Below are 16,321 nucleotides of genomic sequence, written 5' to 3' on the forward strand. Positions count from 1 at the left end.
CGACGTCGCTCAGGAACTCCGCGACGCGCTGAAGCCCCGGTATGGCCGCCTTGCGGTCACGGCCTACCGGCTGCCCGCCGAAGCCGCTTGGCCGGACATCGCCGCCCATTATCGGGGCGCTCTGTCAGGCTGGGAGGCCGAACCCGCTCTTCCGCAGCGGATTCGCGCGGGCCAGGCGCGGGCGTGGAAGCGCCACGGCGCGGTGGTCGCCATCGCCCTCATCGCTACCCCCGTCGCGGGCCAGCGCAGCGACTACGCCGTGCTGGTCGTCGCGACGACGTCCTGATGGCCGGCCGATGCGGCAACCCGTCCTTCCCCGCCGATGGTCTACGGCTCATTGGCCCGCTTCAGGTCCGGATTGGACAGCACCTGGCGCAGGAGGTCGGCGTGGTTGCGCGCCTCCGCCATCTGTCGGTCCCAATTGGCGGCCAAGCGGTCGTGGCCGCGGCCGCGGGCGTGGTCGGCCATGCGCCGGAACAGCTCCACCCGGTCCTCGTGGGTGCGCAGGGCCACCCACAGGGCTTTCTCCATGGCTTCGGCCTGGGCCTCGTTCATCGCGTCGAGGCTGTAGGCGTGGCCGACCTTGCAGCGGAAGCGCAGCGTCGGGCCGTCGCGGATCTCCGACAGGCCGCCACCGCATTCGGGACAGGATAGGGTGGTCGGCACACCGACCGTTTGGGTATCGTCGGACACGGTGGTCAGCTCCTGCTCGGCAATGCGGGCTTCCACCGCAATATCAAAGGGGACGGGCGGGCGGGCCGGTGCCGGCTCGCTCACCAGGCGGGCCAGCAGGGTCGCCATGCGATCGAGCGGCACGACATGGTCGATCGGGTTGCGCGCGATGGCGCTGGCCGGCATGCCGGGCCATTGGGCGTCGTCCGGGTCCTGGACGACGCTGGTCCCCCCGCAGCGATGAACGGCCCGCAGGCCGGACGCACCGTCGTCCAGCGTGCCGGACAGCACGACGCCGACCACCCGGCTGCCGAAGGCCACCCCGGCGGAGCGGAACAGCGGGTCGACCGCCGGACGGGTCCGGTTCTCCCGCGGGCCGCGGCGGATCAGCACGCGGTCGCGAAGAACCAGCAGATGGTGGTCGGGCGGCGCGACATGGATGTGCCCCGGCCGGATCGGCTCGCCGTCCGTGGGGTGGAAGGCCGGCAGCCAGCCCACCCGTTGCAACAACCGGGGCAGCAGGCTCCGCGCCGTCGGCGTGATGTGCATGACGACGAACACCGTCGGCGCGCAGTCCTGCGGCATCGCGGAGAACAGCCGGGTGAGAGCGGACACCCCGCCGGCCGACGTCCCGATCACGACGATGTCGCGCTTTTCCGGGAGGCGCGGCTCCAAACCCGACTGGTCCATACCATGGCAACAGGCGGTCGCGCCCATCGTTTCGCCGCCCCGGCGTCCATCGCCCCGTTCGCTTGCGCAATGCGGCGTCCAGGCATAGGACGTCTCAATGCTTGAGTGCAACGCTCGCCGACGGTTATGCTCAACTCAACACTGTGATACCGCAAGACGATGACAAAAAAAGCTGATACCCCCGATTCTGATTTTTCAAATCTGATCCATCATATCCAGGAAAGCCGCGGAATAGACTTTCGCGGCTACAAGAGGACGAGCCTCGAACGACGGATCCGTCGGCGCATGGAAGAAGTCGGTTGCGATGATTTCACGTCCTACCATGCGTTTCTCGAGGCCCACCCGCAGGAATTCATCAATCTGTTGAACACGGTTTTGATCAACGTCACCTCGTTCTTTCGCGACAAGGACGCGTGGGAGGTGCTGCGCACCGACGTCGTGCCGCGCATCCTCGAACGCAAGGGCAGCACCGGCCACATCCGGATCTGGAGCGTCGGCTGCGCATCGGGCGAGGAGCCCTATTCCCTGGCGATGCTGTTCGCCGAGGCGCTCGGCACGCCCGAATTCTGCCGCCGCGTCAAGATTTACGCCACCGACCTGGACGAAGAGGCGCTGAACACCGCCCGCCACGCCACCTACGCCGCCCGCGACGTCGATTCCGTGCCGGAGCCCCTGCTGGAACGCTATTTCGAGCGGACCGGCAACCACTACGTGTTCCAGCGCGAGCTGCGCAAATGCGTCATCTTCGGCCGCCACAACGTGGTCAGCGACGCGCCGATCTCGCGCATCGACCTGCTGATCTGCCGCAACCTGCTGATCTACCTGGAGGCGGACACCCAGAACGTCGTCCTGCCGCGCCTGCACTACGCGCTGGTCAACGACGGCTTCCTGTTCCTGGGCAAGGCGGAAACGCAGCTCGCCCGATCCCGCATGTTCGAGCCGATCGACCTGAAAAGCCGGATCTTCACCAAGGTGCCGCGGGAATGGCGCCGCTCGCAGGGGGGCGGCCTGGCGCTGGCGGCCGATGCCCACGGCGGGCGGGCGAACCAACAGAACCGGCTGCTGGAGAGCATCGTCGACAACAGCGCCGCCGCCTATCTGGCGGTGAACATCGACGGGCAACTGATCTTCGCCAACGCCCCGGCGCGGCGGCTGTTCGACGTCGAGGAAAACGACATCGGCCGTCCGTTCCAGGACCTGACCATCTCCTATCGGCCGGCCGAACTGCGCAGCCGGATCGAGGAGGTGCGGACCAGCGGCCGCACCGTCCGCATCGAACACCAGCCCTTCTCCCGCCCGGGCATCGAGCCGACCCACCTGACCATCGAGGTGTCGCTGCTCTACGGCCGCGATGGCAAGCCCTTCGCCACACTGATGAGCTTCGTCAACACCAGCCGCCTGTTCCTGCTGCAACAGGAGGTCGATGCCGCCCAGGAAAGCCTGGAGACGACGATCGAGGAACTCCAGTCTTCCAACGAGGAGCTGGAAACCACCAATGAGGAGTTGCAGTCGACCAACGAGGAGTTGGAGACGACCAACGAAGAACTCCAGTCCACCAATGAGGAGCTGGAGACCATGAACGAGGAACTGCGATCGACCAACGAAGAGTTGGAAGTCGCCAACGAGGAGATGCGACGGCAAGGCGAGGAAGCCAGCGAATACAAGCAGTATTCGGAATCGATCCTGCGCAGCATCGACGCCGGCATCATCGTCCTGGACGACAACATGATCGTCCGCTCCTGGAACCGCTGGAGCGAAAATGTCTGGGGGCTGCGCACCGAGGAGGTCGTGGGCGAATCCTTCCTCGACCTCGACATCGGGCTGCCGGTGCTGCACCTGCGGCGGGCGCTGCACGACACCCTGACCAACCGGGTGGCCGCCGAGCCGCTGGAGTTGGAGGCGATGGACCGGCGGGGCCGCCGGATCGACTGCCGCATCCGCCTGTCGCCCCTGCTGCACCACAAGGACACCTACGGTGCGGTCCTGATCATCGAGGACGTGACCGAACGCACGCGGGCCGACGCCTTCGCCCGTTACCTTGGCCGCATCATCGGCCGATCGCTGAACGAGGTGTATGTCCTCGATCCGGCGACCTTCCATTTCCAACTGGTCAACCGCGGGGGCGAGGCCAAGCTGGGCCATTCGCTGGACGCGCTGCGACAGATCGCGCTGCACGAGCTGATGCCCGACATCGACGCCGTCACCTTCGGGGAGCTGGTGGCGCCGCTGTTGTCGGGCGAGAAGGACGAAATCGTCTTCGAGACACGGATCGAAAGCGGTCACCAGCCAGCCCGCCCGGTCGAAATGTGCATGCAGTATTTCGCGCAGGAACAGCCGCCGGTCCTGGTCGCCATCGCCCACGACACCGCGAAGCGGCAGAGCATCGGCTCCTTCGACGGCCGGCGGGAGGCGGCTTCCGACTGACCGGCCGCCGCGCCACCCCCAATTCGGGCCGGGGCGGACCGCCGATCGGGTTTGCCGTCGCCGCTCACGGTGCCCGGATACCGACGCCGTGGCACGCGTCTGATCTTTGACCAACAAATGGGAACAGAACGACGTACACAAAGGTTCCCAGTGTACCGGCGGCGCGCCCGTTCCAGGATGTCCCGCCGCCCAGTCGCCAACGATCGCCAAGGCCAAAGATCGCCGAAGGAGGAGGGACCGCCGCATGTCGGACACTCATGGACTGGACACCAAGGGGAACTGCAAGCCGGGAGCTTTGGTCATCCAGCCCATCTGGGATCGCCTTGACGACGCCGTCATCGTCACCGACTGCGATCTCGATCCGCCGGGGCCGACGATCCGCTACGTCAACCGCGCCTTCACCAAGCTGACCGGCTACCGCCCGGACGAGGTGATCGGCCGGTCGCCCCGGCTGCTGCAATCCCGGCGGACCGACCGGAAGGTGACGGCCACCATCAAGCGCGACCTGCGGGAGCGCGACTTCGCCCGCGTCACGCTGGTCAACCGGCACAAGAGCGGGGCCGAGTATCTGTGCACCCTGGTCGTCACGCCGCTGCTGGGGCCGGGCGGTCGGACCGAGCATTTCATCGGCGTGGCCTGCGACCTGAAAAGCGAAGCGGCCGCCGCCGACCTGCGGCACCTGTCCGCCGAGTTGGAACAGGCCTTGACCCTGGTCGAGGACCTGGAGCAGCGGCAGGCCGAGGCCGAGGCGCTGATCGACCGCCAGCAGCGCGAGATCGCCCTTCTCGCCACGCGCCACCAGGCCGCCCTGTCGCAGGTGAACGAGATGATGGAGCGGCTGGCGCTGCGCGAGCGCGCGCTGGACCGCCAGAGCGAGGAGCTTGTCCGCGCCAACGCCGAGCTGTCGGTCTCGCTGGAGGAGCTGCGCACGACGGAAGAAGAGCTGCGCGTGTCCCTGGACCAGATCGAGCAGGCGAACGTGGAACTCGAACGCTCGAACGAGGAGTTGCAGCGCCTGCAGGGCGCCGACGCCGACAAGCTGCGCCTGCTTGCCTCCGCCAGCCACGACCTGCGCCAGCCGGTGATGTCGATGGGGCTGTTCCTGGACGTGCTGCGGACCCGGCTGGGCGACGCGGAGCGGCCGGTCATGGGCGGGCTGATGGCCGCCCACCTGTCGATCCGCACGCTGCTGGATGGCATGCTCGACTCCGCCCGCCTGGACGCCGGGGTGCTGGACCCGCTGATCGAGCCGGTGGCGATGAGCAGCATCCTCGAGGGAATCCACGGCGAATTCGAACCCCAGGCGGAGATGCGCGGGCTGCGGTTCCGGGTCGTGCCCTGCACCGCCGTGGTGCTGAGCGACGCGCAACTGCTGGAACGGATCCTGCGGAACCTGATCGCGAACGCGCTGAAATACACGGTGTCCGGCGGCATTCTGCTCGGCTGCCGCGCCTGCTGGGACGGCCTGCGGGTCGAGGTGTGGGACACCGGCCCGGGCGTGCCGGAAGCCGCCCGCCGCGGCATCTTCGAAGAGTTCCACCAGTTGGACAACCCCGGGCGCGACCAGCGGCGGGGGGTCGGGCTGGGGCTGGCGATCGTCGCCCGGCTCGCCCGGCAGCTCAACCACGAGATCGGGCTGCGCTCCTGGGTCGGCCGCGGATCGGTCTTTTCGGTGACGGTGCCGCTGGCGCCGGAGCAGGGCTGACGCCCGAAAGGAGCAGGGCGCCGGCGACGCCGTCCGCTTTCGTGGTCGTCCCACGGTGTGGGTACCACCCGCTTATCCGTATGCGCGTTGCGGACATCCGAATGGGGTGGTTCAACGCTTCATCGTCCTCGCACAAAGTTTGATCAACCGTCCCGTCAAAATCCGCGGCGGGCAACGCATTCGATGGATGAAGAGGTTCGAACGTGGATCATCATGCCCAGCACGCCATCGATCCGATCGTCCCGGAGCCGGTTCATCACCACGGTGACCATCCGGGTGACATCCCGACCTTCCTGATCGTGGACGACCACGCCCTGGTCCGCTACGGCCTGTCGCTGGCGCTGCGCCAGCGCTATCCCGATGCCATGATCGTCGAGGCCGGGTCGCTGGCCGAGGCCCTGCGCAAGCGTCCGGCCATTCCGGCTCTGACGGCGATCCTCTACGACCTGCAGATGGGCGACAGCGATGGCGCGGCCGGGCTTCAGGTGATGCTGGAGGCGGCGGGCGAGGTGCCGCTGGTCGTGGTGTCGGGGGTCGACGACGCCAACGTCATCGCCGGCTGCATCCGCGCCGGCGCGCGCGGTTTCGTGCCCAAGGGCTGCGAGGGGATGGTTCTCGACCAGGCCCTGCCGATCGTGCTGGCCGGCGGCATCTTCGCGCCCGCCCCGCCGGCCGCGCATGGTGGCCGGCCGATCCGCATCCCGCTGGCCACCACCACCCCGGCGCCCTCGGCGGCCTCCGCGGCGCAGTCCGGCGGCAGCGCGATCACCGATCTGACCGACCGCCAGCGCGAGGTGCTGCGGCTGCTGCTGAAGGGCTGCTCGAACAAGGAGATCGCCCGCTCGCTCGGCGTGCTGGAGGGCACCATCAAGGTGCATCTGCGCACGGTGATGCAGCGGCTGGGCGTGCGCAACCGCACCCAGTTGGCGCTGGCCGCCGTCCGGGCCGGCGTGACGATCGCCAACTGAGCCCGGTCACCGGGCCAGAGGATGGTCAGACGGCGGGCTGCTGCTGGGTGATGCAGTGGATGCCGCCGCCGCCGCGCACGATGTCCATCGCGGCGATCTGCACCACCTCGCGGTCGGGGAAGGCCTTGCGCACGACGCGGTAGGCCTCGTCGTCGGCCGGATCCTCGAAGGCCGGCATGACGATGCCGCCGTTGGCGATGTAGAGGTTGGTGTAGGACAGCGTCAGCCGCACCCCGTTCATGTCGCGCCGCGCCGGCTGGCGGACCGGGATGACCTCCAGCGGCCGGCCCCGGGCGTCGCGGGCGCGCGTCAGCCGGTCGAGATTGTCCTGGAACGCCTTGAAGTTCGGGTCGCCGGGGTCGTCGGTGGTGATCGCCATCACCACGCCCGGCCGCACGAACAGCGCGATCTCGTCGATGTGGCCGTCGGTCTCGTCGTCCTGGTAGCCCTGGCCGAGCCAGATCACCGTGCTGACGCCGAGATGGTCCATCAACTGCCGCTCGATCTCGTCGCGGGTCAGGCCGGGGTTGCGGTTGGGGTTCAGCAGGCACTGCTCGGTGGTCAGCAGCGTCCCCTCCCCGTCGACATGGAAGGACCCGCCCTCCATCACCAGCGGCGCGGTGAAGCAGGGGAGCTTCAGATGGTCGAGGATCAGGCGGCCGACCTGCCGGTCCTTCTCGCAGCCGTCGTAGTTGCCGCCCCAGGCGTTGAAGCCCCAATGGACGCCGGCCAGACCGCCCTGCCCGTCCGCCACGAAGCTCGGCCCGGTGTCGCGAATCCACGAATCGCTGATCGGCAGCGGCAGGATCTGGATGCCGGCGCCGCAGGCCAGCGAGGCGTCGGCCACGTCCGCCGGATCGCAGACCATCGTCACCGACTCGAACCGGGCAATGGCCTGCGCGACCTCGGCGTAGGCGTCGCAGGCGGCATCGAAGGCACCCTCAGGCCAGGTTTCCGGCCGGCACGGCCACGCCATCCAGCATCCGCTGTGGCGCGCCCATTCACCGGGCATGTGGAAGCCTAGACCCGTCGGCGTCCGGGCGTTCGGTGTCGTCATGCGTCGATCCCTCTACCCTCGTGGTGTTTCCTGACCGGTGCTGTTCCTGACCGGCGCGGTCCCGGCCGTCACGGTTGGCCTGGAAGCGCTGGTGGAGACGTTTGCCGTCCCGGTTCAGCCTAACCACGAGTCCGGGAGTTTGGCAATCACGCCCACGGGAGCCGGCACTCGGCCTGATGGGAGAGGAACGTAGTCGGAAAGGACGCATGGAAACTGCGTCGGCCGGCGAGAAGGACGCCGGAAGCGCCGGTCAACAGCCAGTCAGCGGCCGGACGGCGGGCGCAGGGCGCGGCGGGCGGTAACGGTGCGGGTGGCGGAATAAGCGGTCGACACCGGACTGAAAAAACCAAGCCTCAACAAGGGGAACCACAGGAGCGCGCGCATGGCACGGCCTCTTTCGCTGTTGACGATGACATCAACATAGCAAAAGAAACAGGCAATTGCCATCCGCGGCGGCAGCGGTCTGCCGCGCGCGGACGGACAGGTCTTGCGGACCGGGCGCCGGATCGCGTCCGGCGGGCCCTCCGTTCTGGCTCAGCCGTTCTGGATCGCCATCTGCTCGTCGCGTTTGCGCTGGCGCTCCTGCCGGGCCATGACCAGGCTGGCGACGAAGATGCCGCTGGCGACGACCAGCACCATCAGCGTGGCCAGCGCGTTGATCTGCGGGCTGATGCCGAATTTCACGCTGGAGAAGATCACCATCGGCAGCGTCGTCGATCCCGGGCCGGAGACGAAGCTCGCCACCACCACGTCGTCCAGCGACAGGGTGAAGGCCAGCAGCCAGCCGGCGACCAGCGCCGGGGCGATCAGCGGCAGGGTGATGACGAAGAACACCTTGGCCGGGCGGGCGCCCAGGTCCATCGCCGCCTCCTCCAGGCTGCCGTCCATGCCGGCCAGCCGCGACTGGATGACCACCGCGACGTAGGACATGGTGAAGGTGGTGTGGGCGATGGTGATGGTGGTGACGCCGCGGCCGTCGGGCCAGCCGACCCACTGCTCCAGGGCGACGAACAGCAGCAGCAGCGACAGGCCGGTGATGACCTCCGGCATGACCAGCGGCGCGGTGATCATGCCGCCGAACAGCGTCCGCCCGCGGAAGCGGCCGAAGCGCGACAGCGCCAGCCCGGCGCAGGTGCCCAGCATCACCGACAGCGTCGCCGACACCGCCGCCACCTGGAAGGACAGGCCGGCGGCGGACAGCAGCGCGTCGTTGTTGATCAGCTCGCCGTACCATTTGGTCGAAAAGCCGCTCCACACCGTCACCAGCCGCGATTCGTTGAAGCTGAAGACGACCAGCAGCGCGATCGGCACATAGAGGAAGGCATAGCCGAACCACAGCGCCCAGGACAGGAACCCGATCTTTCTCACCGCCCGGCCTCCGCCTGTTTGCCCTGGACATGCTGGAAGATCATGATCGGCACCACCAGCACCAGCAGCAGCGCGATGGCCACCGCCGACGCCACCGGCCAGTCGCGGTTGGCGAAGAACTCGTTCCACAGCACCCGGCCGATCATCAGCGTGTCGGGGCCGCCCAGCAGCTCCGGCGTCACGAACTCGCCCACCGCCGGGATGAAGACCAGCAGCGAGCCGGCGATGATGCCCGGCAGCGACAGCGGCAGCGTGATCGACAGGAACGCCTTGAACGGCCGCGAGCCGAGATCGGCCGCCGCCTCCAGCAGGGTCGGGTCCATCTTCTCCAGCGTGGAATAGAGCGGCAGCACCATGAAGGGCAGGTAGCAGTAGGTCATGCCGATGTAGACCGCCCAGTCCGAATAGAGGATCTCCACCGGGCCGCTGGTGAGGCCGGTCCATTCCAGCAGGTTGCTGATGACGCCGTTGCCCTTGAGGATGCCGATCCAGGCGTAGATGCGGATCAGGAACGAGGTCCAGAAGGGCAGGATCACCAGCATCATCAGCGGCCCGCGCCGCGCCGGATCGGCCTTGGCGATGGCGTAGGCCATCGGGTAGCCGATCAGCAGGCAGAACAGCGTGGTGACCGCGGCGATCTTCAGCGAGTTCAGGTAGGCCAGGATGTAGAGGTCGTCGCCGCCCAGCCGGAAATAATTGCTGATGTTCAGCAGGATCTGCAGCTTGGAGGTGCCGGCGTCCTCGTCCCGCAGCCAGTCGACCAGCGACGAATAGGGCGGCTGGGCGATGATCGATTCGGCGAAGCTGATGCCGAAGACGATCAGGAACGGCACCAGGAAGAACAGCAGCAGCCACAGGTAGGGGATGGCGACCACCACGCCGCGCCCCCACAGGCCGACGCGGCTGAGGATGGCGACGACCGCGCTCATTGCGTCAGCACCACGCCGGCGAAGGGCCGCCAGCTCAAGGTCACCTCGTCCTCCCAGGTGATCGGCATCTCGGTGCGGCGGGTGACGTTGGGGGCGGTCACCCGCACCGTCTTGCCGTTCGGCAACTGCACCAGATAGATCGACACGTCGCCGAGATAGGCGATCTCGCGCACGATGCCGGTGGTGCGGTTGCGGCCGTCGCCGTCCGGCAGCGGCTCCTTCGACAGGGCGATCTTCTCCGGCCGGATGGCGACCGAGACGGGGGAGCCGACCGGGGCCGGGGTGGCGTGGGCGATCAGCAGGTCGCAGCCCGCCTCCTCCGACGCGACCAGCACCTGGTCGCCGTCGGTTTCCACCACGCGGCCGTCGAACATGTTGATCGAGCCGATGAACTCGGCGACGAAGCGGTTGTGCGGGTATTCGTAGATCTCGGTCGGCGTGCCGACCTGCGCGATGACGCCGTGGTTCATCACGGCGATGCGCGAGGACATCGTCATCGCCTCCTCCTGGTCGTGGGTGACGACGATGAAGGTGACGCCCAGTTTTTCCTGGATGTTGACCAGCTCGAACTGCGTGCGCTCGCGCAGCTTCTTGTCGAGCGCCCCCAGCGGTTCGTCGAGCAGCAGCAGCTTCGGCCGCTTGACCAGCGAACGGGCGAGCGCCACGCGCTGGCGCTGGCCGCCCGAGAGCTGGTGCGGCCGCCGCTTGCCGAAGGCCGACAGCTGCACCATCCCCAGCATCTCCGCCACGCGGTCGCGGATCTCCGCCTTCGGCACATTGTCCTGCTTCAGGCCGAAGGCGACGTTCTGCTCCACCGTCATGTGCGGGAACAGGGCGTAGGACTGGAACATCATGTTGACCGGCCGCTCGTAGGGCGGGATGCCGGCCATGTCGACGCCGTCGATGTAGATCTTGCCCTCGGTCGGCTGTTCGAAGCCCGCCAGCATGCGCAGCAGCGTCGTCTTGCCCGAGCCCGAGCCGCCGAGCAGCGCGAAGAACTCGTTGCGGTAGATCGACAGGCTGACCTCGTCCACCGCGACGAAATCGCCGAACGTCTTCGTCACCTTGTCGATGCGGACATAGGGCGTCTGGCCGGCGTCCTGCCAGGGTTCCAGGCGGGTGGGTTTGCGAATCGGCTGACCGGCCATCCGGTATCCTCTTTCACGAAAACGCCATGATGGGCGCCACCCCTCAAGACAACGCCCCGGCCGTTCCCCATCGTCAGGGGATCGGCCGGGGCGGGTCGGCGCCTCACGCGGTGCGGCTTACTTGCCGGTCTTGACCTTGGTCCACACCCGGGTGCGGGCGCGGTCGGTGGCCTGCTTGATCTGCTTCAGCGAGAACAGCTTCAGCGTGCTGTCGGCCGGCAGGAAGATGCCGGGGTTCGACTTGATGTCGTCGGCCACCATCGGCAGCGAGGCCGGCACGGCGTTGGCGTAGCTGACCTTGTTGGAGATGTTGGCGATGTTGGCCGGGTCGAGCACGAAGTTGATGTACTCGTAGGCGCCAGCCTTGTTGGGCGCGTCGGCCGGCACCGCCAGCGTGTCCCACCACACCTGCACGCCTTCCTTCGGCGTCACGTATTCGACCTTGGCGCTCTTGGCCTCGGCGGCGCGGGCGGCACCCTGGATGGCGTCGCCGTTGTAGGCCATGACGACGCAGGCGTCGCCGCCGGCCAGGATGTTGATGTTCTCGCCGGTGACGAAGCGCTTGATGTACGGACGCACCGCCATCAGCGTCTTCTCGACCTTGTCCAGATCCTCCTTCTTCTCGGAGTTCGGGTCGAGGCCGAGGTAGTTCAGCACCGACGGGATGACGTCGATCGCCGAGTCCATCACGGTGATGCCGCAGGCCGCGACCTTCTTCGCCACTTCCGGCTTGAAGATCAGGTCCCAGCTGTCGAGCGCCACGTCGGGCGCGACGGCCTTGATCTTCTCCGGGATGATGGCGATGCCGACGGTGCCGCCGAGGTAGGGCACGGCGTACTTGTTGCCGGGGTCGGAGTTCTCCAGCAGCTTCAGGACCTTCGGGTCCAGGTTCTTGATGTTGGGGATCTTCGACTTGTCGAGCGGGCCGACGACCTTGGCCTGGATCAGGCGCGACAGGGTCGGTTCGGCGGTCGGCACGATCACGTCGTAGCCCGACTTGCCGACCAGCACCTTCTGCTCCAGCAGTTCCAGGCTGTCGTACAGGTCGACCTTCGTCTCAGCGCCCGTGGCCTTGGTGAAGTCCGCGAGAGTCGTCTCACCCAGATAGTCGTTCCAGATGTAGATGTTGACCGGCTTCTTGGCCTGGGCCAGCGCCGGCCCGGCGATGGCGATCGCCGCGACCGCGCCGATGAGGCTGAGAGCGAATTTTTTCATGGTTTGCCCCGACCTGTTCGTTTCTGTTGCGGGTGCCGTTTCGTCCCCACGGCGAACCCTGAGCGCGGGCGCTATTGCACCCACGCCCGGGTGCGTTGTCAACGGTTTGGCTCGGGCAGGGAGCAGGTTTGGAGCGGGTCTGGAGGCGTGCCGGGCGCGGGGTCGCCGGAACGGTCCGGCCTGGGGACCACCGCAAAGGCGGCCGGCCGCACCCGCACAAATGTGTGGTTGCGGCCGGCGAGGAAATAACGTCCCGCAAACCCCGGCCTTTCGACCGGGGGTCGCGTCGCCCTTCATCAAAAGCACGTCGCTTAAATTGTGTGCCTCTGAATGTCTTCCCTTGAGAATAGGGGTATTTATACCAGCGCAATCTCTTGGATCAACCCTCCAGTGGAGAGTCGCCGATTTCGATTCTGAAAGGGAGCCTGACTCATTCCGTCACCATATCATCGCATTCGCGGCACCGGCGTGCCCCACCCCACCGCAACGGAACGGCGCCGCGACCGTCGTCGCGGCGCTTCCGGTGTTCGGGACGGGCGGCCCGGTCAGCTTTGCGCGGTCAGCACCACGCCCAGCACCACCAGCGCCGTGCCGATCAGTCGGGCCGGGCTCAAGCTTTCGCCCAGCAGCAGGGCGCCCAGCGCCAGCGTGACCAGGAAGCCCAGCCCGACGAAGGGATAGGCCATGGTGACGTCGACCTTGGCCAGCACCGCCAGCCACACCACCATCCCCAGCCCATAGCAGGCCAGCCCGGTCAGGATGTGCGGGGTGGCGACGACCGACAGGGCGATCCGCCCCGCCTCGCCCTGGGCCAGGGCGCTCGCCACCGCCGGGCTGGACATGCCGATCTTCAGCGAGATCTGCGCCACGGCGGACAGGGTGACGCTCAGCAGGATCAATCCGACGACGGCGATGGACATTTGGACTCCGCGGTGATGATGAAGGGTCAGCATGGCCGGCCTCACGCCCGGCCGAAGGCGAGCGCCACGCCGCAGACCAGCCCGATGGCGATGCTCCACTTGTCGCGGGCGGCGAAGACCACCGGGTCATCGTGCATCAGGCCGCGGTGGGTCTGAAGCCACACCCGGCCGATCCAGAACAGCAGCAGCGGGCAGACGATCCACAGCGCCTGCGGCCGGTCATAGACCATGCCGACCTCCGGGCTGTTGATGTACAGCGCCATCACCAGCACCGACAGGAAGCCGCTGGACACGCCGATCGACTGCAGCACCGGCATGTCGGCGGTCAGGTAGCCGCGGCCCTGCGCCTGGTCGAGCCCCAGCTTCTGCATGCTGTCCATCTCGGAGTAGCGCTTCACCATCGCGAGGCTGAGGAACAGGAACATCGAGAAGGCCAGCAGCCAGAAGGACGGGACGATCGTCGTGGCGGTCGCGCCGGCCAGGACGCGCAGCGAATAGAGCCCGGCCAGCAGCATCACGTCCCAGATCACCCGGTTCTTGGCGAACAGGTTGTAGAACAGCGACGACGCGGCGTAGGCCCCCAGCGCCGCCAGGAACAGCGGCGGCAGGAACAGCAGCGCCACCGTCAGGCTGGCCGCCAGCAGCGCCGGGATCAGCGACAGCCCGAGGTCGAGCGGCAGGTCGCCCGACGCGAAGGGCCGCCGGCGCTTGCGCGGGTGGCGCCGGTCGGCCGGCAGGTCGAGCAGGTCGTTCAGCACATAGATGCTCGACGCGCACAGCCCGAAGGCGACGAAGGCCCCCATCGCCTGCAGGGTCGGCCCCGTCTCGCCCAACTTCTGGCCGGCGACCAGCGGCACGAAGATCAGCAGGTTCTTCAGCCACTGGTGCGGGCGCAGGGCGCGCAGGATCAGCAGCGGGCGCGGCCGGCGCGGGGTGGCGATGGTCTCCAGCGGGCAGAGCGTGCCGGCGTGGCGGACCACGCCGGGCGCCGCGTCGACCGCGATGCCGCGCCGCGCCGCCCGCCAGATGGCGAAGTCGGCGGCGTCGTTGCCCATGTAGTCGAACACCCCCGAGGGCACCTGGGCGCGGATCGCCGCGCATTTGCGCTCGCTCTTCAAATTGACGCCGTCGTTGCTGGCCAGCACCTGGTCGAACAGCCCGAGATGCGCGGCGATGGCGTCGGCGTAGCGGTGGTGCGCGGCGGTCGCCAGCACCAGCCGGCGGCCGCGGCGGCGCTCCGCCTCCAGCCGCTCCAGCACAGCCGGGTTGTAGACCAGCGCCGCCGGGTCGATCGTCACCCGCCGGGCCAGTTCCGCCTTCAGCCGGGCCTTGCCGCCGGCCAGCCAGACCGGCACCAGCAGCGCCGTCCAGGGCCGGTCCTTGATCAGGCCGAACAGCGACTCATAGAGCAGGTCGGTCTTCAGCAGCGTGCCGTCGAGGTCGACGAACAGCGGCGGCTCCCCGGCGGTTTCGAGCGCCGCTGCCGCGTTCCGCGGCTGCGCCAGGGTGGTCGCGGTCAGGACGTCCGGCTCGGCCCCGGCCGCAAGGCCGCCCCAGACCGGCGCCGCAAGACCGACCCGGTCGCGCCGGGCGGTCTGGACGTACAGCAGCGCCATCAACATCAGGGTGGCGAAGAACAGGTAGGATTGCAGGACGTTGAACGGCGTGTCGGCCAGCGCGTTCACCGGCCAGAACAGCACGTTGCCGGCCAGGACATACGCGACCGCCAGCACCGCGACCGCCGCCGCCGACCGCCGCACCCCCGGCTCCATCAGGCCGAGGAAGGCCAGGCCGAAGGCCGGCAGCAGGATGCCGTAGTGATGGACCCAGGCGACCGGCGAGCCGATGGTGAAGCAGACCCCGGCGATGGCGAAGGCGCGGATGCGCTCCGCCCCGCGGTCGTGCCGGCGCCACAGCAGGCCGAAGGCGACGAAGGCGAGGCCGGAGATCTGCGTCGCGGCGTGGACCAGCGGGTTGTAGGGGGCGAAGGCGTCCGCCGACCAGTCGAGGTTGTTGCCGTTGTGCAGCAGCCGGTTGACCAGCCCGTTGACGGTCTGGTTGACGTGATAGCTCTCGCCGTGCCGGCCGATGAACAGCAGCACGTCGAGATAGTCGATCATCGGCGCGAAGCCGTAGAGCAGGGTCGCCAGCGCCACCCCCGGCACCACCACCGCGGCCCAGCCCATCGCCATCCGCCAGTCGCCGCGCACCACCGCCCAGACCAGGAACAGCGACATCTGCGGCTTCATCAGGGTGGAGGCACCGAGCAGCGCGCCGCACAGCGCCCGCCGGTCGCGCAGCAGGCAGACGCAGGCGAAGACGAAGGCGGCGTTCAGCCAGACCTGGACCTGCCCCAGCGAGAAGGCTTTCAGCACCGGGTAGAAGCACAGGGTGACGGCGAAGCCGAAGCCGCCCAGCAGGATCTGCGTCAGCCGGTCGTCGCGCGCGCCGGGCACCCGCAGCCGGGCCGCCAGCTCCAGCATCAGGATCGCCATGCCGACCGCGGTCGCCACCACCAGGGTCAGGTTGATGCGGGTGAACACCGACAGGTCCAGCACGCCCAGCGCCCGCATCGCCTCCAGCGGCAGCAGCGAGGTCACCGGATACTGGAACTTGATGCGCTGCTTGAAGAACACCCCGTCATAGACGTTCTCGCCGGGATGCTCGTGCAGCCAGTTCAGCCCGGCGATCATCGGATCCCAGGAATCGACCGGGATCAGGTTCTGGTTCTCCAGCACGAACAGGTTCTGGATGTCGGTCAGGTTGCTGCCCTGCCCGGCGCGGTGCAGGACCAGCCCGAGCGCCCCGGTGGTCAGCACGACGAACAGCAGAGCGACGACGATGCTGCGCTGGACCCACCCGACGCTTTGCAGGCGCGTTCGAAGGGACAGGATCGCGGGTTGCATGCTCATGCTGGGCCATCCTCGGTGATCGGCGGTTGGGCGGCGTCTTGGAAATGCTTCTTCCAAGCCTTGACTGTTTTCGAAGGAGACAACAAATGAACGCCCAGAACGCGGCGCAACCCAGAGCCGGAGTTTATTGGCATGGGGGTGGCGTCATCCGCGTCTGTGCTTGAAAGCTACACTGCGGTTTCCGGCACCTGATCTTCGATTTCGGGAAGACCGGCACCATAATTGGGTGAGTTCCCGCCTTGCCTTTGGTCACGCGCCGTTCGCGGACGGGCGGCGCGATCGGGGCAGGCGGCCGGGAGCGTCGATCGACGGT

Annotated in this window: 12 protein-coding genes; 4 read left to right on the forward strand and 8 right to left on the reverse strand. The window is 67.9% G+C overall.

Annotated features, from left to right (window positions below):
- A partial coding sequence (locus TSO352_RS33670; protein ID WP_199231735.1) for a hypothetical protein occupies nt 1-286 on the forward strand: 286 nt, incomplete at its 5' end.
- 41 nt (nt 287-327) lie between these two features.
- Here the strand turns inward: TSO352_RS33670 and TSO352_RS27505 are convergent.
- Nucleotides 328-1,347, reverse strand: coding sequence for a chemotaxis protein CheB (locus TSO352_RS27505; protein WP_247872462.1), 1,020 nt, complete (start codon nt 1,345-1,347; stop codon nt 328-330).
- A 174-nt stretch (nt 1,348-1,521) separates the two neighbouring features.
- Between TSO352_RS27505 and TSO352_RS27510 the strand changes: the two genes are divergently transcribed.
- The 3 genes from TSO352_RS27510 (at nt 1,522) to TSO352_RS27520 (ending at nt 6,459) form a co-directional block, all read left to right on the forward strand.
- On the forward strand, nt 1,522-3,786 hold the full coding sequence (locus tag TSO352_RS27510) for a CheR family methyltransferase (protein ID WP_109110249.1): 2,265 nt from the start codon (nt 1,522-1,524) through the stop codon (nt 3,784-3,786).
- 244 nt (nt 3,787-4,030) lie between these two features.
- Complete coding sequence (locus TSO352_RS27515; RefSeq protein ID WP_109110250.1) at nt 4,031-5,491, forward strand: HAMP domain-containing sensor histidine kinase; 1,461 nt, start codon at nt 4,031-4,033, stop codon at nt 5,489-5,491.
- A gap of 203 nt (nt 5,492-5,694) precedes the next feature.
- The gene (locus tag TSO352_RS27520) at nt 5,695-6,459 is read left to right on the forward strand and encodes a response regulator transcription factor (RefSeq protein WP_247872463.1); all 765 of its coding nucleotides are present in this window, start codon (nt 5,695-5,697) and stop codon (nt 6,457-6,459) included.
- Nucleotides 6,460-6,484: 25 nt separating this feature from the next.
- On the opposite strand, the gene TSO352_RS27525 is transcribed toward TSO352_RS27520, so the two are convergent.
- The 7 genes from TSO352_RS27525 to TSO352_RS27560 form a co-directional block, all read right to left on the reverse strand.
- Nucleotides 6,485-7,516, reverse strand: a complete 1,032-nt coding sequence (locus TSO352_RS27525) for an agmatine deiminase family protein (RefSeq protein WP_109110251.1) — start codon at nt 7,514-7,516, stop codon at nt 6,485-6,487.
- A gap of 534 nt (nt 7,517-8,050) precedes the next feature.
- Nucleotides 8,051-8,884, reverse strand: coding sequence for an ABC transporter permease subunit (locus TSO352_RS27535; protein WP_109110253.1), 834 nt, complete (start codon nt 8,882-8,884; stop codon nt 8,051-8,053).
- Nucleotides 8,881-9,813, reverse strand: a complete 933-nt coding sequence (locus tag TSO352_RS27540; protein ID WP_109110254.1) for an ABC transporter permease subunit — start codon at nt 9,811-9,813, stop codon at nt 8,881-8,883. Before TSO352_RS27540 ends, TSO352_RS27535 begins: the two co-directional genes overlap by 4 nt.
- Entirely contained in the window at nt 9,810-10,961 is a 1,152-nt protein-coding gene (potA, locus tag TSO352_RS27545) for a polyamine ABC transporter ATP-binding protein (protein WP_109110255.1), read from the reverse strand. Before potA ends, TSO352_RS27540 begins: the two co-directional genes overlap by 4 nt.
- Nucleotides 10,962-11,078: 117 nt before the next feature.
- Entirely contained in the window at nt 11,079-12,176 is a 1,098-nt protein-coding gene (locus TSO352_RS27550; RefSeq protein WP_109110256.1) for an extracellular solute-binding protein, read from the reverse strand.
- 545 nt (nt 12,177-12,721) lie between these two features.
- A complete protein-coding gene (locus TSO352_RS27555; protein WP_109110257.1) occupies nt 12,722-13,096 on the reverse strand; it encodes an EamA family transporter in 375 nt (124 codons plus the stop codon).
- A 41-nt stretch (nt 13,097-13,137) separates the two neighbouring features.
- Complete coding sequence (locus tag TSO352_RS27560; RefSeq protein ID WP_109110258.1) at nt 13,138-16,008, reverse strand: UbiA family prenyltransferase; 2,871 nt, start codon at nt 16,006-16,008, stop codon at nt 13,138-13,140.
- Nucleotides 16,009-16,321: the final 313 nt, after the last annotated feature.

This window comes from Azospirillum sp. TSO35-2, assembly GCF_003116095.1.
Lineage (GTDB): Bacteria > Pseudomonadota > Alphaproteobacteria > Azospirillales > Azospirillaceae > Azospirillum.